This is a genomic window from Tenacibaculum sp. MAR_2010_89 (assembly GCF_900105985.1).
GTDB classification, from domain to species: Bacteria; Bacteroidota; Bacteroidia; order Flavobacteriales; family Flavobacteriaceae; genus Polaribacter; species Polaribacter halocynthiae.
This window is the reverse complement of record NZ_FNUB01000004.1, coordinates 460656-483462: the sequence shown is the minus strand read 5'-3', so window position 1 is coordinate 483462 and position 22807 is coordinate 460656. Positions and strand designations below refer to the sequence as shown.

General features: G+C 30.0%; 21 protein-coding genes. 13 read left to right on the top strand and 8 right to left on the bottom strand.

Annotated elements, in window-relative coordinates; all coding sequences use genetic code 11:
* Position 1: 1 nt before the first annotated feature.
* The 3 genes from BLV71_RS03040 to BLV71_RS03030 all read left to right on the top strand — a co-directional run bounded on the left by BLV71_RS03040 (position 2) and on the right by BLV71_RS03030 (position 2627).
* Entirely contained in the window at positions 2–790 is a 789-nt protein-coding gene (locus BLV71_RS03040; protein WP_176974340.1) for a HEAT repeat domain-containing protein, read from the top strand.
* Between the two features lie 93 nt (positions 791–883).
* Positions 884–1798 (top strand): DUF4097 family beta strand repeat-containing protein, encoded by a 915-nt coding sequence (locus BLV71_RS03035; RefSeq protein ID WP_143032751.1) that lies wholly within the window; start codon positions 884–886, stop codon positions 1796–1798.
* Between the two features lie 4 nt (positions 1799–1802).
* Entirely contained in the window at positions 1803–2627 is an 825-nt protein-coding gene (locus BLV71_RS03030; protein ID WP_093869108.1) for a DUF4097 family beta strand repeat-containing protein, read from the top strand.
* 82 nt (positions 2628–2709) lie between these two features.
* On the opposite strand, the gene BLV71_RS03025 is transcribed toward BLV71_RS03030, so the two are convergent.
* Positions 2710–3156 (bottom strand): KTSC domain-containing protein, encoded by a 447-nt coding sequence (locus BLV71_RS03025; RefSeq protein ID WP_093869107.1) that lies wholly within the window; start codon positions 3154–3156, stop codon positions 2710–2712.
* Between the two features lie 93 nt (positions 3157–3249).
* A complete protein-coding gene (locus tag BLV71_RS03020) occupies positions 3250–4392 on the bottom strand; it encodes a histidine decarboxylase (RefSeq protein ID WP_093869106.1) in 1143 nt (380 codons plus the stop codon).
* A 167-nt stretch (positions 4393–4559) separates the two neighbouring features.
* Between BLV71_RS03020 and BLV71_RS03015 the strand changes: the two genes are divergently transcribed.
* The gene (locus BLV71_RS03015; RefSeq protein ID WP_093869105.1) at positions 4560–5012 is read left to right on the top strand and encodes an Lrp/AsnC family transcriptional regulator; all 453 of its coding nucleotides are present in this window, start codon (positions 4560–4562) and stop codon (positions 5010–5012) included.
* Between the two features lie 5 nt (positions 5013–5017).
* Here the strand turns inward: BLV71_RS03015 and BLV71_RS03010 are convergent, their stop codons facing one another.
* From BLV71_RS03010 to BLV71_RS02990, 5 genes are all read right to left on the bottom strand, one after another.
* Entirely contained in the window at positions 5018–5863 is an 846-nt protein-coding gene (locus BLV71_RS03010) for a rhomboid family intramembrane serine protease (protein ID WP_093869104.1), read from the bottom strand.
* A 187-nt stretch (positions 5864–6050) separates the two neighbouring features.
* Positions 6051–7847: an acyl-CoA dehydrogenase family protein gene (locus BLV71_RS03005; protein WP_093869103.1), complete on the bottom strand. Its 1797-nt coding sequence runs from the start codon at positions 7845–7847 to the stop codon at positions 6051–6053.
* A 14-nt stretch (positions 7848–7861) separates the two neighbouring features.
* Positions 7862–9052 carry an acetyl-CoA C-acyltransferase gene (locus BLV71_RS03000; RefSeq protein ID WP_093869102.1) on the bottom strand — a complete coding sequence of 397 codons (1191 nt, stop codon included), beginning with the start codon at positions 9050–9052 and terminating at the stop codon, positions 7862–7864.
* A gap of 5 nt (positions 9053–9057) precedes the next feature.
* Complete coding sequence (locus tag BLV71_RS02995) at positions 9058–11463, bottom strand: 3-hydroxyacyl-CoA dehydrogenase/enoyl-CoA hydratase family protein (protein WP_093869101.1); 2406 nt, start codon at positions 11461–11463, stop codon at positions 9058–9060.
* Positions 11464–11475: 12 nt separating this feature from the next.
* Positions 11476–11937, bottom strand: a complete 462-nt coding sequence (locus BLV71_RS02990; RefSeq protein ID WP_093869100.1) for a MarR family winged helix-turn-helix transcriptional regulator — start codon at positions 11935–11937, stop codon at positions 11476–11478.
* A gap of 191 nt (positions 11938–12128) precedes the next feature.
* Here BLV71_RS02990 and BLV71_RS02985 point away from each other — a divergent pair, with 191 nt between their 5' ends.
* The 9 genes from BLV71_RS02985 (at position 12129) to BLV71_RS02945 (ending at position 21392) form a co-directional block, all read left to right on the top strand.
* Complete coding sequence (locus tag BLV71_RS02985; RefSeq protein ID WP_093869099.1) at positions 12129–14762, top strand: T9SS type A sorting domain-containing protein; 2634 nt, start codon at positions 12129–12131, stop codon at positions 14760–14762.
* 180 nt (positions 14763–14942) lie between these two features.
* Positions 14943–15872: an ABC transporter ATP-binding protein gene (locus BLV71_RS02980; protein WP_093869098.1), complete on the top strand. Its 930-nt coding sequence runs from the start codon at positions 14943–14945 to the stop codon at positions 15870–15872.
* A gap of 3 nt (positions 15873–15875) precedes the next feature.
* A complete protein-coding gene (locus BLV71_RS02975; RefSeq protein ID WP_093869097.1) occupies positions 15876–17201 on the top strand; it encodes an ABC transporter permease in 1326 nt (441 codons plus the stop codon).
* A 93-nt stretch (positions 17202–17294) separates the two neighbouring features.
* The gene (locus BLV71_RS02970; RefSeq protein ID WP_255405094.1) at positions 17295–18119 is read left to right on the top strand and encodes a mechanosensitive ion channel family protein; all 825 of its coding nucleotides are present in this window, start codon (positions 17295–17297) and stop codon (positions 18117–18119) included.
* Positions 18120–18125: 6 nt separating this feature from the next.
* Positions 18126–18755: a hypothetical protein gene (locus BLV71_RS02965; protein WP_143032750.1), complete on the top strand. Its 630-nt coding sequence runs from the start codon at positions 18126–18128 to the stop codon at positions 18753–18755.
* Positions 18733–19896 (top strand): sigma-54-dependent transcriptional regulator, encoded by a 1164-nt coding sequence (locus BLV71_RS02960; protein ID WP_093869094.1) that lies wholly within the window; start codon positions 18733–18735, stop codon positions 19894–19896. The genes BLV71_RS02965 and BLV71_RS02960 overlap by 23 nt, the downstream gene beginning before the upstream one ends.
* A gap of 145 nt (positions 19897–20041) precedes the next feature.
* Positions 20042–20683, top strand: coding sequence for a peroxiredoxin (locus BLV71_RS02955; RefSeq protein WP_093869093.1), 642 nt, complete (start codon positions 20042–20044; stop codon positions 20681–20683).
* A gap of 119 nt (positions 20684–20802) precedes the next feature.
* Complete coding sequence (locus BLV71_RS02950; RefSeq protein WP_093869092.1) at positions 20803–21111, top strand: thioredoxin family protein; 309 nt, start codon at positions 20803–20805, stop codon at positions 21109–21111.
* Between the two features lie 23 nt (positions 21112–21134).
* Complete coding sequence (locus tag BLV71_RS02945; RefSeq protein ID WP_093869091.1) at positions 21135–21392, top strand: DUF6952 family protein; 258 nt, start codon at positions 21135–21137, stop codon at positions 21390–21392.
* 52 nt (positions 21393–21444) lie between these two features.
* Here BLV71_RS02945 and BLV71_RS02940 read toward each other — a convergent pair whose 3' ends face one another.
* A complete protein-coding gene (locus tag BLV71_RS02940) occupies positions 21445–22782 on the bottom strand; it encodes a DUF8202 domain-containing protein (protein WP_093869090.1) in 1338 nt (445 codons plus the stop codon).
* Between the last annotated feature and the right edge of the window lie 25 nt (positions 22783–22807).

Genomic DNA, 22807 nt, shown 5'->3' with positions numbered 1-22807 from the left:
GATGGATTATAAAGAATATAAAAATACAATTATAGATTATTTATCAGAAAATTTATCTGAAGTTAAAAAACATGAGTTTGAGAGCTTTCTTAAGGTGAATCCGCAGCATAGAGAAGAATTTGATCAGATGAAGTCATTTTGGAGTATTGAAGAATCTACTCCAGAACCTAGCACAGCAATGGATGTGAAATTCTATACAATGTTAAATGCTGAAGAGCAGAAGAAAGAAAGTGTATCACTTTTAAAAAGAATAGAAACTTTTTTATTAGGGAGCGTAACAAAACAACTCGCATATACAGTGGTGATTTTGGTTGCAGGTTTTTTTATTGGTAAAGAAATGACTAGTTCTTCAGGAGTATCAGAAGACTCAATAAAATATGCGCAAAAAGAAACAGAAAATGTACGTTCACAATTGGTGTTAGCATTACTAGAGCAACCGTCTGCAAATAAACGATTACAAGCAGTAAATGAGGCTAATAAGCTCAATGAGGTAACAGAAACTATAATAAAAGCATTGTTTTCTACACTGAATAATGATACAAATGTAAATGTAAGATTATCAGCTGTTGAAGCATTGGGTAATTATACCGATATACCAATAGTAAGAGAAGGATTAATAGCATCAATTTCACTTCAAAAAGCACCTTTAGTACAAATAGCTTTAGCAGATTTAATGGTAATTTTACAAGAGAAAAAAGCTGTAAAATCATTTAAAAAACTGATAGAAAAAGAAGATGTAAATGAAAGTGCAAAAGAAAAAATGAAAGAAAGTATTCAACAAATTATTTAATATAAAATATTTATAAGATTGATGTAGATGGCATATCCTAGGCAAGCTTTTTACAGAAATACCCAAAAGTCATTCATCAAAAAACGAATAAATATGAAATTTTTAAAACTAATTACAATTACTGTCATTTTATGTTGCTCAAATGCAATGTTGGGACAAAAACAAAAAAGTAATAAAAAACTAAAAAGTACGCATACTTTAAAAAAAGAATTACAATTTACAACCGCCTCTTTAGAAAATATATTGGTTGTAGATAATGTATACGGATCTATCGATGTAGAAGGATATAATGGTTCTACAATTCAGGTTGAAGCTACTAGAACAGTTTATGCTGATAATGAAGAAGATTTAAAAAAAGGTGAAAAAGAAATAGGAATTAAATCGTCTAAAAAAGGAAATGCAATTTATGTGTATTTAGATTCTCCTTATTCTCACTTTGATATTGAAACTGGTAATTTTGAGCATAGAGAATTTAATTTTAATAATAGGCGAAGCTACAAGCATAGAACTAAGAGAATGTATAAGTACGTTTTAAATTTTAAAATTAAAATACCGAAAAAGGCAAGTGTAGATTTAAAAGCTATTAATAAAGGAAATATAACTGTAGAAAATGTACATGGAAAATTATTGATTGCTCATAATATTAATGGAGCAATTAGTTTACAAAATGTATCAGGAAAAACTGATGTAAATGCCTTGAATAAAAATATAGATATAACCTATGCAGAGAACCCTAAAGAAGAAAGTTGGTATCGTTCTTTAAATGGTGATATTACTATAAAGTTTATAAAAGATTTAGATGCAACAATTAGTTACAAGACGATGAATGGAAAGTTTTATACGAATTTTGATGTTGAAAAAACAGTACCAAAAATTAAGAAAATCAAAGAAAGTAAAAGAAAAAAAGTAAAGTATAAAATAGATTCGAATTCGCATTTTAAAATTGGAAAAGGAAATGTGCATTTACATTTTAATCAGTTAAACGGAGACGCAATCGTAAAAAAATAAAAAAATGAATACAAAAAATATAAAATTAGTACTTGTTAGTATGTTGTTTTTATTAACAACGAATATTATAGCTCAAGAAACTGTTAGAGTTCCCTTAACAAACCCAGGGAAACCAGGAGTTTTAAAAATGGGAATTATTAATGGATCAATTACTGTAAAAGGAACATCTAGTAAAGAAGTCATTATAAAAGGAACAAAAAAGGAAGGAGATATCCGTCATGGATCGAGACATAAAAGAAAGAGTTCTAAAAAAGGGTTAAAAAGAATATCTAATTCTTCTTTAGAGTTTAGTGCAGAAGAGTTTGATAATATAGTACGAGTAAATAGTTCGCCACAAGGAACAACAGATTTTGAAATACAGGTACCTAGGAATTTTTCATTAAAAATATCAACTATAAATAGAGGATTTATTTTAGTAGAGAATGTAAATGGCTCTATGGATATTAGTAACGTAAATGGAAAAATTACATTAAAAGATGTTAGTGGTTCTGTAAGCGCAGATGCTTTAAATAAAGACATTGTAGTTAATTTTTTAAAAGTAACTCCAAATACAGCAATGGCGTTTAGTAGTTTAAATGGAGATATAGATGTTACTTTTCCTAAAAAAATTAAAGCAGATATAAAAATTAAATCAGATAGAGGTGAAATTTATACCGATTTTGATTTAAAAGCAAAACCATCTAAAGCAAAAGTTACAAAAGGAAACTCTAAGCGAGGAAATGCATATCGTGTGAAAGTTGAAAAATGGATTAAAGGATCTATCAATGGAGGAGGACCAGAGTTTTTATTTAAGAACTTTAATGGAGATGTTATTATTAGAGCTAACTAAGTTAATAATTAAGGTTATATGCAAAAAAAGAGATTGCTTTTATAGCAATCTCTTTTTTGTTATGTAAAAAGTAAAATCAGAATTAAGCTGTAACTGAAGCTTTCATTGATTTTCTATATAAAAAAGAATTAAAAATATTTCTTTTACCAAAGTTGTTTATTGATTTGGCATTTATAAATTTCCCAAAAAGTATACGATTAACACCAAAGTATTCGTATGTGTTTCCGTCAGTGAAAGTAACTTCCAAACGCATACTTTTGTGTTGGTAGTCTGCAACTTGGAATTCTGTAATAGTGGTTTTATAAGCCTCTAAATTAGCTTCTTTAGTCTCAGGAGCAATACTCACTAAAAAATGATAAGCATCAATTATTTTAGTACTCATTTCTCCAGCCTCTTCTTTTTTATCTTCGTCTTGAAATTTATCAGGGTGCCATTCTTTTACTAACCCTCTGTAGGTAGTTTTTAATTCTTTTAAATTAATGGCTCCTTCTACTTTAAATAACTTCTTATATTCTTTAATTCGCTTCATGATTGTTCTGTTTTCAGAATTGCGTGCAAAAGTACTGGTATTAAATAAATTATAGTATGTTTTTTTATTGTTTATGCTAAAAAAGTTTAGTTATTAAAAATAAGCAAGTTCTTCTTCTTCTTTTTCATGTAATGAAAAAGCTACATCTTTAATAAAATGATCTATTTGATCTTTAGTAACATTAGGCATACAAATTATATGTGTAATATCATCTTCAGTAGCTAATTGCCATTTTTCTTTGATAGTATTAGACATTTTAGGTAATACAACAGTTATAGCTCCTGGATTTCTCCATGCATTAACACCAATTTTAAGTAATTCTTGATTACAATATTTGGCAACTTCTAAACTGTGATTATATCTAGCTTTCAAACCATCTATGCCAAGTTTATTTATTGCATACCATAAAAATAATGGACTATGTCCGTTTCTTGAGCCTGTTATAGTTGTATCTAAAGAGCCAATATATGAAATACCTTTTGATACACGATCACGTAAAGAGCGCCTGGTAACAATAACTCCAGCAGGTATTGGTGAGCCTATAAATTTATGCCCGCTAATTGAAATACTATCAGCACCATCCATAAAATCAAAAGGAATTTTTGGTTCAACAAATGCTCCAAATGATCCGGCAAGTGCTCCATCACAATGAATATAATGATCTTGAATAGCTAATTTTTTTAAGATACCCTTTACTTTAGATACATCATCCTTTGCTTCTTTCATTGTAGTACCGTAAGTGGTTAAAACAATTGCAGGCTTATGTCTGTTAAATTTTAAAGTTTCTTCTAAATCGTTATAATCTATTTCTCCATTTTCTTGTGAGCGAATAACAATACTTGGGATATTTAATAAATGGATATTCTTTTTAACACTATAATGCGTAGATTCTGAGTAATAAACCATCGCTTTTGGGTACATTTCTCTAGCAATATATAAACCATACAAATTACTTTCCGATCCTCCATTGGTAACATATCCCCAGTAATCTTTTGGATTTGCTCTAAACAATTTTGCGAAAAAATTTACAACTTCTCGTTCAATTTCATGAGTTTGTACTTTGTAGGTACTGTCTTCAAATGGATCTCCAAGATTATTAATAGGGTATTTTAAAAACTCGTAAAGTTCTGAATAATCAAAATCTTTAGATACTGGATAGCCTAAAAAAGTATCTCTAGCTTTAGTAATCTTCTCTAAAAGCTGGTTAAGACGTTCTTGTTGTGTAGTAGCTTTCATGATTATTAATTTTATGTGTTTTTGTTTTCATGCAAATCTATAGTTTATTAGAATTTTAATCTAGTTATAGTTTTAATTAAGAAAATAAATCTTTTATATTTATTTATAAAGATTATTATTACTTTTGAAGAGGTCGAAAATTATTAGATTTAGAAAAGAGTTCTTTTATGGATAGAATAGACAGAGAAATACTAATGCATTTGCAAGAAAATGCAAAGCAGAATACGAAAGAAATAGCCACAAAAATTGGCTTAACGGTAACACCAACCTATGAAAGAATTAAAAAGTTAGAGCAAAGTGGTTATGTAAAAAAATATGTTGCTTTATTAGATAGAAATCTTATTGGTAAACAAATAATAGCTTATTGTCAAATTACATTATTCAAACATCAAAAAGAGTTGATTGATTCTTTTAAGGAAAATATTTTAAGTCTTCCAGAAGTAATGGAGTGTCACCATGTATCTGGTAATTTTGATTTCTTATTAAAAGTAGCAGTAAATGATATGAACCAATTTCAAGGATTAATTAACGAGAAACTTTCGGTATTTGAAGGAATCTCAACTATACAAAGCTCATTTGTTATGAATTCTTTTAAAGACACTACAGTGTTTGATTTATAAAATTATTATTTTCTATTTGCTTTTGAGTATTCGTCTAATTTTTCTTTTTCTTTTGCAGTTAGTTTGTCAATACCTTTTTTATGGATTTTTTCAAGTAAAAGATTAAATTCTTTTTTATTTAGTGCTCTTTCTTCGTTGTATTTCTCATCAATAGTTTGAGGCTTTTTTTGAGTTTTAAAAGGATTATCAACGAGTAATAAATGAGGTTTTACCAAAATAAAAAAGATAAAGATTAATGTTGGTACAAGAGAAAGTAGAATAGGGATGTAGTTTTGGGTTAATGAACTAGGGCTAATTATAATTGCTGTAATCATTCCTATTACTGCTCCTCCTAAATGAGCTTCATGCCCTATATTATCATTATTAGATTTAATACCATAAATTGTATAGCTAATGTATAAAAGACCAAATAACCAACCAGGAATTGATACCGGTAAAAATAAAATACCTACTCGAATGTTAGGAATTAAAGCTATTGAAGCAAATATAACTCCACAAACAGCTCCAGAAGCACCTACAGCACTATACTTTCCATGGTTTTTATGAATCAATAAAGCGAATAAATTCCCTGCAAGTAAGCTAGTAAAGTATATTAAAGCAAAGTAAATAGATCCTAATCGAAGTTCTAAACTCGCTCCAAAAGAATATAAACTAAACATGTTAAAGATAAGGTGAGTCCAGTTTACATGTAAAAAACCAGAACTTATTAGCCTTTTATAATCTTTGTTGATTAATATTTTGTCAACCTGAAATTTATAGGTATTTAAAAATTGCCAATTTTCAAAACCTTGATAAGAAACAAAGCCATTAGCAATTAATATAAGTAATCCGACAGTTCCAATATCTGGCATTATTTGTATTTGTTTTTTTAGTTATTTCCAATGATTTTATGGGCTATGTAAAACCCATATTCAAAGATAAATATTTATAAGAAAAAAGACCGTCAAAAACTAATTTAACGATCTTTTAAACAAACAACTAAATTCTAAAACCTATGAAAGTTAAAGAAGGTTTTTATACTCTTTCGAGTAAATATTTTTAGAAGCAGTATTTATTTTCTGCTTTTAATTTTTCTGCTATTATATTACGTAATTCAACGATATTAGGGTAGTTAGCATATTTTGTAAAACGTTTTAATCCCATTAACATCATGCGTTGCTCATCACCTTCAGCAAAAGAAATGATTCCTTCTTTAGCATTTTTAGTAATAATGTCAACAGCATTGTATAAATATAATTGAGTCATAGCAATTTGTTCTTTTTGAGAAGCTTCACCAGAACGTTTCACGTTTTTCTCAGTTCTCAAAATAGCAGACTCTGCCATGTATGTTTCAATTAAAATATTTGAAGCAGCTGTTAATAATTGTTGATGTTGCTCTAATTCTGGTCCAAATTTTTGGATAGCAGCACCAGCAACCATTAAGAATACTTTCTTTAATTTACCAATAATCTCTTTCTCTTCAGCAAATAATTCAGAATAATCAGGTGTATCAAAAGAAGGAATACCTAATAACTCTTCACCAACAGCCATAGCAGGATTTAATAAATCTACATGACCTTTCATTGCTTTTTTAACTAACATTCCAACAGAAAGTAATCTGTTAATTTCATTAGTTCCTTCATAAATACGAGCAATACGAGCATCTCTCCAAGCAGACTCCATAGGAGTTTCTTCTGAGAATCCCATACCTCCAAAAATTTGAATTCCTTCATCAGCACAATTTTGTACGTCTTCAGAAACAGCAACTTTTAAAATAGAACATTCTATAGCATACTCTTCTACACCTTTTAATTCAGCTTCTTGATGAGTATTTCCTTCTGATTCACGAATAGTAATTCTATCTTCAATGTTTTTAGCAGCTCTGTATGATGCAGATTCACCAACATATGCATTAGTAGCCATTTCAGCTAACTTAGATTTGATAGCTCCAAACTCAGAAATAGGAGTTTTAAATTGCTTACGTTCGTTAGCGTATTTTACACCTTCAGTAATGATTCTACGTTGAGAATCTAAACAAGCAGCAGCTAATTTAATTCGCCCTACATTTAACGCATTCATGGCAATTTTAAATCCACCACCACGAACAGATAACATGTTTTCAACTGGTACTAAAGTATCATTAAAAAATACTTGACGTGTTGAAGAAGCACGAATACCTAATTTATGCTCTTCTTCACCTAATGTTACACCATTAGGGTTGTTTTTATCATATTCTAATATAAAACCAGTAATGTTTTTATCATCACCAATACGAGCAAAAACGATAAAGATTTCAGCAAAACCTGCATTTGAAATCCACATTTTTTGACCGTTAATTTTATAGTTTTTACCATCTTCTGTTAATTCAGCAGTGGTTTTTCCAGAGTTTGCATCTGATCCAGCACCAGGCTCAGTTAAACAGTAAGCACCAAAACGCTCACCCATTGCTAAAGCAGGAACAAATTTTTGTTTTTGTTCTTCAGTACCGTATAAGGTAATAGGCATAGTACCAATACCAGTATGCGCACCAAAAGCAGTACTAAAAGATCCAGTTCCACTAGAAATATAGTCACAAGTAAGCATTGTAGAAACAAAGCCCATTCCTAAGCCTCCGTAAGCTTCAGGAACAGATACTCCTAAGAAACCTAATTCACCAGCTTTACGCATAGTTTCTTCAGTTAAAGCATAATCTTTAGCCTCGAAACGAGTTTTATGTGGAATGATTTCACGATCGTTAAATTCCATAACGGCCTCTTTCATCATTCTCTGCTCCTCAGAAAAATCTTCAGGAGTAAATATATCTTCGCAATTAGTTTCTTTTACTAGGAATTGCCCACCTCTTAATAAATCTGACATTTTGTTTTGTTTTTTTAGTTTAAGAATTCAAAAATACCTGCTGCACCTTGTCCAGTTCCTACGCACATAGTTACCATTCCGTATTTTCCTTGCATGTTACGCTTACGCATTTCATCAAATAATTGAACTGATAATTTAGCTCCAGTACAACCTAAAGGATGTCCTAATGCAATTGCACCACCATTTACATTAATGATGTCTGCATTTAATCCTAATTCACGAATTACAGCTAATGATTGAGAAGCAAATGCTTCATTTAATTCAATTAAGCTAATATCTTCTTGTTTTAATCCTGCTTGTTTTAATGCTTTTGGAATAGCAGCAACTGGTCCAATTCCCATAATTCTAGGAGGTACCCCAGCGGCAGCATAACTAACCATACGAGCAATTGGTTTTAGGTTTAATTCCTTAACCATTTCTTCGCTCATTACCATTACAAAAGCAGCACCATCACTAGTTTGAGAAGAGTTACCAGCAGTAACACTACCATTAGTAGCAAATACTGGACGTAAACGCTCTAAACCAGCAATGTTTGAACCTTTACGAGGTCCTTCGTCTTTAGTTACTGTATATTTTCTTGTTGCTCTTTTACCTTTAGCATCTATATAAGTTTCTTCAACTTCTATAGGAACAATTTGGTCTTGAAAACGATTTTCTTCTTGAGCTTTTAATGCTTTTAAATGTGAGTTTAAAGCAAATTCATCTTGATCTTTACGAGAGATATTGTATTTCTGAGCAACTTCTTCAGCAGTATTACCCATTCCCCAATAATAATCAGCATGACCAGCAGCTACTGTATCGTAATTTAATTCTGGTTTAAACCCTGTCATTGGTACAGAACTCATACTTTCTGCTCCACCAGCAATCACACAATCAGCCATTCCTGATTGAATTTTTGCAACTGCCATACCAATAGTTTCTAATCCTGAAGAACAAAAACGATTAACGGTAACACCTGGAACGTCTTCAATTTTTAAACCCATTAAAGAAATTAAACGAGCCATATTTAAACCTTGAGAACCTTCTGGCATTGCATTACCAACAATTACATCATCAATACGTTTTTTATCGAACTCAGGTAACTGCTCCATCATATATTCGATAGTTTCAGCAGCTAATTCATCAGCTCTTTTAAATCTGAACGCACCTCTTTTAGATTTTCCTACGGCGGTTCTATATCCTTTTACTATATATGCTGTTTTCATTTTTCTTAGTTTCTTAATGGTTTACCAGTTTTTAACATGTGCTGAATACGCTCTAATGTTTTGCGCTCTGTACATAAACTTAAGAACGCTTCACGCTCTATGTTTAATAAATATTGTTCAGAAACTTTTGTTGGTTCTGATAAATCTCCACCTGCCATTACATAAGCTAACTTATTGGCAATTTTTTGGTCATGCTCAGAGATAAACTTACTAGCTTGCATTGAATCGGTAGCAACCATAAATGCACCTAAAGCTTGTTTACCTAATACTAAAACATCTTCACGTTTTACGGGTTGTGTATAACCAGCTTCTGCTAATAAAACAGCATGCTTTTTAGCTTGTGCAATTTGACGTTCTTTATTTACAACAACAACATCTTTTCCTTTTTGTAATAAGCCTAAGTCAAAAGCTTCATAAGCTGAAGTTGATACTTTTGCCATACCTATAGTTAAGAAATATTCTTGAAGTACATTTAATTGTACATCTCCTGTACGGAAAGTGTCTGATGCTCTTAAAGCCATCTCTTTAGAACCACCTCCACCAGGGATAACTCCAACTCCAAACTCAACTAATCCCATGTATGTTTCAGCAGCAGCAACTACTTTATCAGCATGTAATGATAATTCACATCCACCACCTAAAGCCATTCCATGAGGTGCAGAAATTGTTGGGATTGATGAATAACGCATACGCATCATAGTATCTTGGAAATACTTAATAGCCATATTTAATTCATCATACTCTTGCTCAACTGCCATCATAAAAATCATTCCTATGTTAGCACCTACTGAGAAGTTTGCCGCTTGATTACCAACTACTAATCCTTGAAAGTCTTTTTCTGCTAAATCAATTGCTTTGTTTAATCCAGCTAAAACATCTCCACCTATAGTGTTCATTTTAGATTGGAATTCACAATTTAAAATACCACCTCCTATATCTTCAATAACTACTCCTGAGTTTTTAAATACCTCATTTGTTTTACGAATATTATCTAAGATGATAAATGAATCTTGGCCTGGTTTTTTGGTTTGAACTTTTGCATTTACATCATAGTAATAAGTTGCTCCTTCTTTAACTGAATAGAAAGAAGACGAACCTTTTGCTAACATTTCAACAACCCAAGCAGCAGGCTCTTTACCTTCAGCTTTCATTAATTCGATACCTTTTTCTACTCCTACAGCATCCCAAATTTCGAAAGGTCCATTTTCCCATCCGAAACCAGCTTTCATGGCATCGTCAATTTTGTATAATTCGTCAGATATCTCTGGAATTCTATTTTGAACATACGCAAACATAGCTGCGAAATTCTTACGGTAAAATTCACCCGCTTTATCTTTTCCTCCAACTAATACTTTAAAACGATCAATTGGTTTGTCAATGGTTTTTGTTAATTCTAAAGTAGCAAACTTTGCACGTTTTTTAGAACGATATTCCATCGTGTCTAAGTCTAATGATAAAATTTCTTTTTTACCTTCAGCATTCACTGATTTTTTGTAGAAACCTTGTTTGGTTTTACTACCTAACCATTTGTTTTCCATCATGGTGTTGATGAAATCAGGAAGCTTAAATAAATTATGAGCTTCATCATTTGGGCAGTTTTCATAAATACCATTAGCAACATGTACTAAAGTATCAAGACCTACAACATCAACAGTTCTAAAAGTAGCCGATTTTGGGCGACCAATTACAGGACCAGTTAATTTATCAACTTCTTCAATAGTTAATCCTAATTCTTTTACTTGATGAAATAAAGATTGAATTCCGAAAATTCCAATTCTATTTCCTATAAAAGCTGGAGTATCTTTAGCTAAAACAGAAGTTTTTCCTAAAAACTTAGAACCATAATCCATTAAGAAGTCAGTAACTTCTTGTTTACATTGAGGACCAGGAACAACTTCAAATAATTTTAAATAACGAGGAGGATTAAAAAAGTGAGTTACTGCAAAATGTTTTTGAAAATCTTCACTTCTTCCTTCATTCATAAACTTGATAGGAATTCCTGAAGTATTTGAAGAGATAATAGTACCAGGAGTACGGTGTTTTTCAACTTGTTCAAAAACACTTTGTTTTATGTCTAAGCGTTCAACAACAACCTCCATTATCCAATCTACATCTTTAATTTTATGTAAATCGTCATCAATATTACCAGTGGTAATTCTATCTGCAAATTTTTTACTGTAAATAGGAGATGGTTTTGATTTTAAAGAAGCGGTTAGTGCATCGTTAACCAAACGGTTACGTACAGCTTTGTCTTCTAAAGTCAATCCTTTTGCTTTTTCTTTGTCATTAAGTTCACGAGGAACTATATCTAATAATAATACTTCAACGCCAATATTAGCAAAATGACATGCAATACCAGATCCCATAATTCCAGAACCTATAATCGCTACTTTTTTAATTCTTCTTGTCATTAGTTTAATGTTTTATACAGCTTGTTTATTTATATCATCACCATAAATCAATTTGTCTGTAATAAGTTGATTTATAGTTCTTGTTACTTTAAAGAAGTTTTCTAGTTCTTCATCAGTAATATGTTTTCTTACTTCATTATTAAATTGATATACGTGCCCTTTAGATACTTCACGCATTTCTTTACCGTAATCAGTTAGTTTAATGATAACACTTCTACCGTCGTTTGGGTTTTTTTTCCTGAAAATCATTTTTTTATCTTCCATTGTTTTTAATAAACGAGAAAGACTAGTAGGTTCCATACCCATAAGAGGTCCTAGCGCGGTAGAGGGAGTTCCATCTTCAAAATCAATATTAAGTAGAACAAAAGCTGTAGCCATAGTGCTATTATGCTTTGCAGCTTGCTCATTATACATTTTAGCAACTGCTTGCCATGTAGCTCTTAATTGATGATCTATTGATTTGTTTTTTTCCATACTGGGTCAAATATATAAAAAAAATATTATGCACGCATAGTAAATTGTAAAAAAATTATGCGTGCATAGTATTTTTTTTGATAGAAAATCATAAAATCATAGGGAAAGTAAAATAGTGATTTGGGAAACATATTAGGAAGAATACTATGGAAGTAGTTCATTTTTGTGTGATATTTTAAACAAAAAAGAAAATGATGAAAAATACTTTAACGCTATTTATTCTAATAACTACGTTTTTTAGTGTTAGCGCACAAAATGTAAACATTCCAGATGCTAATTTTAAAAACTATTTAGTAAATAATACAAGTATCAATAGGAATGGAGATAATGAAATACAAGTAAGTGAGGCAAGTAACTATTGGGGGTCTATTTATGCAACTAACTTAGGGATAACTGATTTAACAGGGATTGAAGCTTTTGTAAATTTAAAAGGTTTGCATTGTAACGATAATCAGATAACTAGTATAGATGTGTCTCGTAACTTAAGATTAAAGCATTTATGGTGTTTTAATAATCAGTTAACAGATATAAATGTGACCTATAATACAAGTTTGTTAACTTTAATTTGTGGTAGAAATCAATTAACAAGTTTGACTTTAGGTAATAACTTGTCTCTTAGAACCATTTTTTGTGAAGATAATCAGTTAATAAGTTTAGATATTTCTAGAAACATAGGGTTAAAAAAATTGTCGTGTTTTAAAAATCAATTAACAAGTTTAGATGTTTCTAATAATTTAGAACTTCGAGATTTACACTGTTATGAGAATAACTTAACTAGTTTGAATTTTGTAAATAATAGCAAATTATCTAACGTTGCTGTTAATGATAATCATTTAACCAATTTTAATATTGCTAATGGTAATAATAGAGTAATTAGGTATTTAGGAATGCGTAATAATCCAAACTTATTTTGTGTACAAGTTGATGATCCTGCATATAGTATTGCTAATTGGAGATTAAAAGATGCGCATACAAACTATGGCATAAATTGTAATACTTCTGTGTGTGATGTAACAATTCCAGACGCTAACTTTAAATCATATTTAGTAAATAACAGTTTAATTAATACTAATGGAGATACAGAGATCCAATGTAGTGAGGCAACAGCTTTTACTGGAGTAATATACTGTCAAGGGAAACAGATTACAGATTTAACTGGGATAGAAGCTTTTGTTAATGTAACAAAACTATATTGTAATGCGAATCAATTAACTAGTTTGGATCTTTCTCAAAATATTCATTTAACAGAGTTGTTTTGTGAAAGTAATCAATTAACAAATTTGAATATTACTCAAAACAAAAATTTGACAGTTATAAATTGTGAGAGTAATCAATTAACTACTATAGATTTTACTAATAATGTTAACTTAGTAGAATTAAATTGTAAGAGAAATTCATTGGCAACTATTGATTTAACTCAGAACCTAGCTTTAAGTTATTTGGAATGCGGCTTTAATCAATTGACAGGTTTGAATATTAATAGTAATGTAGATTTAAAATATGTATCATGTCAAAATAATCAAATAACTACTCTTGACACTTCTAACAATAGTAAATTAAAATCTTTAGAGTGTAGTTATAATCAGGTAGCAAGCCTTGATTTGACTCAGAATATAGATTTAATTGCTGTTAGAGCTACAAATAATCAGCTAACAGCTTTAAATGTAACAAATGGGTTTAATCAAAACATGTTAGACTTTAGAATAACGAATAATCCAAACTTACTATGTGTACAAGTTGATAACCCAGCTTATAGCACAACAAACTGGACATTTAAAGATTCACAGACAAGTTATAGTGCTAATTGTAATAGTGTTTGTACTGTAAATATTCCTGATGTTAATTTTAAATCATATTTAGTAAATAATAATTTGATTAATACTAATGGAAATACTGAAATAGAATGTAGTGAAGCAGTTGCCTTTACAGGTATAATAAATTGTTCAAACAAAAGTATTGCTAATTTAACAGGTATTGAAGCTTTTACAGCATTAACAAGGTTAGATTGTAGTCAAAATCAATTAACAAGTTTAGATGTTTCAGTGAACACAAATTTAAGATATTTAAACTGCAGATCTAATGCATTAACGACTATAGATGTTTCAAATAATTTAGGGCTTAGAATATTTAATTGTAGTCAAAACCAATTAACAACTATTGATGTTACCAACAATGCTGGTTTAGTAAACTTATACTGTAATCAGAATCAATTGACAAGTTTAAATGTCACTACAAACGCAAGTTTAAAATATTTAAATTGTAAATTAAATCAACTAACAAGCATAGATGTTTCTAACAATTTAGCGTTAGATATTTTTTATTGTGGTAATAATTTAATAGGTGATTTAGATGTGTCTAATAATCCAAATTTAAGATATTTTAATAGTAAAAATGGTGCTTTAAAAAATTTAAATGTTGCTAACGGGCAAAATTTATCTATAGCTTCTTTTGATATTAGAAATAACCCAGATTTAACCTGTGTTCAAGTAGATGATGTAGCACACAGTACAAGTTCTTGGACCAATAAAGATTCTCAAACAAATTATAGTACACTTTGTTCTACTGTGCCAATTGTTGCTCCAATGCTATCAAAAGCTTTTAAAGAAATTAGTATGTATCCTAATCCAGCAAAAAGCATGTTGCATATAAATAGTGAAGAAAATACTGTTTCAAAAATAGAAATTTTAGATTTTTCAGGTAGAGTTTTAAGAGGGGAAATAAATATAAAGAAAGGAATAGATATTTCTAATTTAAAGTCTGGTATATATTCAGTGAAGATATTTTTAGAAAATGATTTTATAATTAAACGTTTAATTAAAGAGTAAAGTTACCTCTTTGGATATTCTTAAAATAGCTATAGTTTTTAAAGTTAATTTAAAAACTGTAGCTATTTTTTTATGTTTTGATGTAACAATTGAAGATTAGAGCATACTAATTAAATATAAAAAATATGTAAGTTTGTTAAAGCTTGCTATTAAGACAGCTATTAATTAACCAAAAAATCAATGAATAATTTACTAGAAATTAATAATGTGGTAAAACGCTATGGGGATTATACTGCATTAAATGATGTGTCAATACATGTTCCTAAAGGAAGTGTATTTGGGTTGCTTGGTCCTAACGGAGCAGGAAAAACTTCGTTAATCAGAATTGTTAACCAGATAACAATGCCAGATAGTGGTAAAATACTTTTAGATGGAGAAGCTTTAGCTCCTCATCATGTTGAATATATTGGTTACTTACCAGAGGAAAGAGGGTTGTATAAAAGCATGAAGGTAGGCGAACAAGCATTATATTTAGCTCAATTGAAAGGATTGTCTAAAACAGAAGCAAAAAAACGTCTTAAATATTGGTTTGATAAGTTTGATATTGGGGCTTGGTGGGGAAAGAAAATAGAAGAGTTGTCAAAAGGAATGGCTCAAAAAGTACAATTTATTGTTACTGTATTGCATCAACCAAAATTATTGATTTTTGATGAGCCTTTTTCAGGTTTTGATCCAATTAATGCTCAGTTAATAGCTAAAGAAATTTTACAACTTCGAGATGAAGGAGCTACTATTATTTTTTCTACACATCGTATGGAAAGTGTTGAAGAGATGTGTGACTATATCGCTTTAATTGATAAGTCTAATAAAATTTTAGATGGAAAGTTAGATGATGTTAAAAGGGAGTTTAGAACAAATACTTTTCAAGTTGGTTTAAATACTACAAATACTAAGGAAGTAGAAGCTAAATTAAAAGAGAAATTTAAAGTTTTACCAGCTGATTTTAGGTCACTAAATGACGGATTAAAGTTAAATGTAAAATTAACTGAAGGTAATACGGCAAATGATTTATTGTCATTTTTAACAACTCAAGGGCAAGTACAACATTTTGTAGAACTAATTCCAAGTGCCAATGATATTTTCATTGAAGCAATAAATAAAAACAGTTAAACGATGAGCAGGTTAAGATTAATTATTGAACGCGAGTTTATTGCTAAAGTTAGGAATAAATCATTTTTAATGATGACTTTTTTAAGTCCGTTGTTAATGGTAGGTATGGGAGCATTGGTTTTTTTCTTGATGAAAAAAAACGATGAAAAGGTTAAAAACATAGTATATGTTGATGAATCTGGATTGTTTTCTAAAGATATATTTAAAGATTCAAAAACTATTAATTATCAAGATTTTACAAAATTAGGACTTGAGGAAACGAAAAAGAAAGTGGAAGGGGGAGATTATTACGGAGCTTTATATATACCTAAATTAGATAGTATAGAAGTGTTAGCTAAATCGATAGAATTTTATTCTAAAGATTCTCCAGGAATGTCTGTTCTAGGTAATATAGAAAGAAAGATAGAAACACGTTTTCGAAATTTAAAACTCAATAATTTTGGAATTGATTTAGCTAAAATAAAAGCGTCTAAAATTTCTTCTGATATTAAGATGTTTAATTTCTCTGGAGAGGAATCTTCAAAAGCAAAAAATGTAGCAAGTATTATTGCTGGAGGAGCTGCTGGGTATTTACTCTTTATGTTTGTAATGATATATGGAACCTCAGTAATGAGAAGTGTAATTGAAGAAAAAACAAGTAGAATTATTGAAATAATAGTTTCTTCAGTAAAGCCTTTTCAATTAATGTTGGGTAAAATTATAGGTAATGCGTCAGCAGGGTTGCTGCAATTCTTTATTTGGGGAGTTATTATGCTTATAATAAGTGTTGTTGCGTCATCTTTATTAGGAGTTGATATGATGGAAATGCAAACCTCAAAAGTTTCTGCTGAACAAATGGATGCAATGAAAGAGGCTGCAAGTGGAGGTAAACTTGAACAAATTATAAAGGAAGTATTGAATCTTCCTTTGTTTAAAATTTTCTGCTTATTTATTTTCTATTTCTTGGGAGGATATATGTTGTATAGTTCATTGTTCGCAGCTGTAGGTGCAGCAGTTGATAATGAAACAGATACACAACAGTTTATGATGCCAATTATGCTGCCTTTAATGTTGGGGATTTATGTTGGTTTTTTTACTGTAATTAATGATCCACATGGGCCAATATCTGTTCTGTTTTCATACATACCTTTTACATCACCTATTGTAATGTTAATGCGTATACCCTTTGGTGTAGCTTGGTGGGAAATAGCAATTTCTATGATATTATTAGTAGTAACTTTTATGGTAATGGTATGGTTAGCAGCTAAAATTTATAGAGTAGGTATTTTAATGTATGGTAAAAAACCTAGTTATAAAGATTTATGGAAATGGATTCGTTATAACGGATAATATATTCTAATAGTTAAAATTAAAAGTAGTTATTGTAAAAGATAACTGCTTTTTTTTTGTGTAAAATAAAATATTTACCATAATTTTATTCATGTGAAAGAACTTAATAATATACTTAACTATTCGTTTAAATTTAGTAAAGAAATAAGCATAAGTGTTAAAGCTATTTTAGTATTAATACTTGTATTGGTAATTGCCTCTATACTTTTAAAGCTTTTTAAAAAACTAGTAGTAAAAAGGCTTGAGCAAGAAGATAAAAATAAATTTGACACTGTTTTTTCTTTTGTTAGTTGGCTATTATACATAACTATTTTTCTTACAACTCTTAGTACATCCGGTGTAAATGTAACTGCAATATTTGCAGCTTCTGCAGCCTTGTTAATTGGTGTAGGTTTGGCTTTACAAACTTTTTTTCAGGATATAATTTCTGGTATTTTTATAATTGTAGACCAAAGTGTACATGTTGGTGATATTATTGAATTAGATGATAAAGTAGGTAGAGTCGAAGAAATAAAATTACGAACAACAAGGGCGGTAACTATTGATAATAAGGTATTAATTATACCAAATCATAAGTATTTAACGAGTAGTTTATATAATTGGACACAGAATGGAACAACCACAAGAGAAAGTGTTGAGGTAGGAGTTGCTTATGGTAGCGATTTAGAGTTGGTTAAAAAGCTTTTGTTAAGAGCCGCTAATGAACACCCAAACATATTAAACAACCCTGAACCTCTAGTTTTGTTTATGAATTTTGGAGATAATTCGTTAGACTTCAAGTTAGTGTTTACTTTAAATGATAGCTTTATGGCTTCTATACCGCAAAGTGATATTCGTTTTAAAATAGATCAATTATTTAGAGAACATAATATCTCTATACCATTTCCGCAAAGAGATGTACATGTTGTTAAAGAGTAGGGTTTAATGAAAAAAAGAAATGTATTAAGGTTTTTATTCTATATAACCTCAGCTCTATTCATTATGTTTTGTATTTGGGAAATAGAAAATGCTATAATTTTCTTTATTCCTTTACTAGTATTTCTGATAGTTTTGAAAGTACTTGAAGTAATAAAATTTTATAAAAATAAAAGAAGGTTGGTTAAATTAGGGGAGAGAGAATTCTTTTTAAATCAATACATTGCTTCTTTTTTAATTTTAATAAGTTTTATAGTTTATGTTGTATATGTTTCAAAATTTAACTTTGATTTAAATACAGAATTCGCCTACTTTTTTCTAGGTGAAAATGGAAATTCAGGTTTTTTTTATGGGTTGCTTATGTCTTTGGTAATAAGAGGTTTATTTGAAAGTAATTATGAGGTTTATTTAACGGATAAAGGAATTGTAAAGGGAAGAAGTTATTTTGAAGATTATCTATGGGAAGATTTTTTAAGTTTTGAAATAATAAAGGAACAGTCTTTGATTCGTTTTAAAAAGAAAAATGATAAATTTATTTTTATAAAGTACGAAGAAGATACATTTAAAAATAGAGAAGATCTAATAATAAGTAAGTTGAATAAAAATCTAACGGAAGATGTCAAAAATATTAATAATTGAGGACGAAGCAGCAATTCGTAGAGTATTGAAAAAAATTATTTCTGAAGAAAATGATGCTTATAAGGTTGAAGAAGCTGAAGATGGATTGGCAGGAATAGAAATGATTAAAGATAAAGATTATGATTTAGTATTATGTGATATTAAAATGCCTAAGATGGATGGTGTTGAGGTGTTAGAAAAAGCTAAAAAAATAAAGCCAGAAATACCAATGGTTATGATTTCTGGGCATGGAGATTTAGATACAGCGGTAAATACAATGCGATTAGGTGCTTTTGATTATATTTCAAAGCCACCAGATTTAAATCGTTTGTTAAATACGGTTCGTAATGCACTTGACAGAAAAGAATTGGTTGTAGAAAACAAACGATTAAAAAAGAAAGTTAGTAAAAGCTATGAGATGGTTGGTGAAAGTGATGCAATTACTCATATAAAAGATATCATAGAAAAAGTAGCTGCAACTGACGCCCGTGTTTTAATAACTGGACCTAATGGAACTGGAAAAGAGTTAGTAGCTCACTGGTTACATGAGAAATCAGATAGATTAAAAGCTCCAATGATTGAAGTTAACTGTGCTGCGATACCTTCTGAGTTAATAGAAAGTGAATTATTTGGGCATGTTAAAGGGAGTTTTACAGGAGCTAATAAAGATAGAGCTGGTAAGTTTGAAGCTGCAAATGGAGGTACTATTTTCTTAGATGAAATAGGAGATATGAGTTTATCAGCGCAAGCAAAGGTATTAAGAGCTTTGCAAGAAAATCGTATTCAACGAGTAGGATCTGATAAAGATATAAAAGTAAATGTTCGCGTTGTAGCAGCAACAAATAAAGATTTAAAGAAAGAAATTGCTGAAGGGCGATTTAGAGAAGATTTATACCATCGTTTAGCAGTAATTTTAATTAAAGTACCTGCTTTAAATGATAGAAGAGAAGATATTCCATTATTGATTAACTTTTTCACTGATAAAATTTCAAAAGAACAAGGAACTCCTAAAAAAGGTTTTTCTGCAGCAGCAATAAAGTTATTACAAGAATATGATTGGACAGGAAATATACGTGAATTACGAAATGTAGTTGAGCGTTTAATTATACTTGGCGAAAAAGAAGTTTCAGGAAATGATGTAAATATGTTCGCTAGTAAATAATCAAATCTTATACTTTAAAAGTTAAACTATAAATAAAGTTGATGTTAAAATAAAAAATTAGCATCAACTTTTTTATTACAAACTTTTTTTCGGTGGTATATTTGTACTTGTAAAAAATAAATATTAATCATTTAAAATTATAAAAATGGCTACATTAGTTGGTAAGAAATTCCCAAATTTAAACGTTGATGCAATGAACGAAATGGGGGATACATTTAAAGTAAATGTTTTAGAAGAGGCAGTAAATAACAAGAAAAAAGTATTGTTATTTTGGTACCCTAAAGATTTTACTTTTGTTTGTCCTACTGAGTTACATGCTTTTCAAGCTGCCTTAGGAGAATTCGAAAAAAGAAATACTGTTGTAATTGGAGCTTCATGTGATACGCCAGAAGTACACTTTGCATGGTTAAACCAATCTAAAGATAATGGAGGAATTGAAGGTGTAACTTACCCATTATTAGCTGATAGTAACCGTAACTTATCATCTATCTTAGGTATTTTAGATATTTCTAACGAAACTTATGATGAAGCTACTGGTACTGTACAGGTAGAAGGAGATAACGTAACTTATAGAGCTACTTATTTAATTGACGAAGAAGGAACTGTTTTCCATGAAGGAATTAACCACATGCCTGTTGGTCGTAATGTAAGTGAATTTTTACGTTTAGTTGATGCTTACACGCACGTACAAGAAAAAGGTGAAGTTTGTCCTGCAAACTGGGAAGAAGGTAAAGATGCAATGCAGCCTAATGCAAAAGGAACTGCTGAGTATTTAGCTTCTCACTAGAATACATTAAAAGTTCGTGTGAAAATAATAAATTAAGTAGCACGAACTTTTCTTCTCAACACTTTAGTAAAAGTGTGTCTTTTTAAGAGTTCTTTCTTAATAATTAAAAAAATAAAATCATGGTACAAGAATTAAATCAAGACAATTTAGGACAAATTGTTTCAGATAATAAAACTGTTGTTGTTCAGTATGCTGCTACTTGGTGTGGTAACTGTAGAATTATGAAGCCTAAATTCAAGAAATTAGCTTCTGAAAATGAAAATATGGTATTCATTATAGCTGATGCAGAAAAATTCCCAGAAAGTAGAAAATTAGCTACAGTTGATAATTTACCAACATTTGCAACGTTTGTTGATGGTAAATTTGTAAATCAAACTCAAACTAACAAGTTTGATGTATTAAAAGAATTGGTTAACGAAGTTGTGTAAATAACCTGTTAAAAAAGAAAAACATGAAATTACCTGTAATAAAACATTTAACTTCTTTTATAGAAGAAAATGATGAAGATTTTGTAATAGAAACTATAGAAACATTAGAAGCTTTAACCGAAGTTTCATCATTAAAAGATGAAGAGTTAGATGTTATTGGAGAATTGATTTCTAATATGTATGGAGCAGTTGAGGTACACAAAATGATAAAAGAAGGAGCACCTAAAAAAGAAGCGTTAAATACTTTTATGAAACGTGTTTTAGGATCTATAGACAAATAAAAAATCGAGTTTTAAACTCGGTTTTTTACTTTATATAGAAATAATTATCATATTAATTATTTACTCTATAGGTTATTTTTTTATTTGTGATAACAGTTGTTATTGCAACACCTAAGGTAAAACGATTATTATTTTGTATTGAGTTTACATTAGTAAAGCTATAAGTGTTACTGCCTAAGTCAGTTGCTCCAGAAATAGGAGTTTCATCATCAAATATACCATCGTTATCTGTATCAACAAGTAACCTTAAATTAGCAGTGTTTACTCCAGTAATTCCTGTTAAATCAAATCTCATATCAATTGAGCCAACATCTACTGTTGTTCCAGAAATGTTTACTTCGCTTACTCTCCATATTCTATTTAATCTACTTTTAATAATCTCAGGGGCATTTAATCCCGTATTCATTTGAAAGGTTCCATTGTCATGACCCCACATAAAAAATTCACTATCATTAAGGTTTGACGGGTTTAAAACTCTTACAATCCCAGTTCCTTGAGAGTCATTATGTAAATTAGTTGAATTTACTCTTCCAATACCAGCAACATCATGATCATAATTTCCAGATGCAGGTGTGTCTTCATTATATACATCAGATAAGGATAATGAATAGTTATATTTTGCTGCTAAATAATTTTGGACAATTATTATTTGTGCTTCATTGATTAAATTATCAAACATAATTATTTCTGAAATGTTACCATTAAAGTAGTAATTTGGGGTGTTTGATTCATTTCTACCAGCTCCAACTCTGAATGGTCTTGAAGTATTTGAAGTCATTGTATGAGTTGCAGTAGAAAAGGTATTGTTGTTAATAGAAAGATTTTTCTCTCTTGTTGTACCATTATATCTCATCATTTGTGATGACCAATTTGCAGTTGTATTAATATTGCCTTCTACAGTTTGCCAAGGGCCACTATCTCTACCTGTCCAGAATGACCAATTATTTGAACCTGGACGAGAGTATAAAATAAATCCCCTTGTAGGCGATCCTGAAGGATCATCACGGTTAGATAATACTGCTTTATATGATCCAGAACTTGCAACACTAGATGCTGAGAATATAGTAAATGAAGTAGGAGTTAATCTACTTTGAAATGGGTGTTGAAAGTAATTACTTGTATCATTAAAGCTAAAAGAAGGATAGCTATTTACTGAATTTGTAGTAAATACCGCTCCATTACCATCAGTAAAATTGTGACCGTACCCTGAATTATCTGGCCAATTGTTAGTTAGCGTACCATTAGTTACACTTACATTATTTGCGTCAAGCCATAGAACTAAATTTGAACTTCCATCTGTTATTCCAACTCCTCCTGGTCCTGTTTGAGAAAATAATAAAGAAGAAAATATCAGGTTGAATAAAACAAAAAATTTTGATTGTAAGCTCATACCACTTTAATAAATACAATATTTA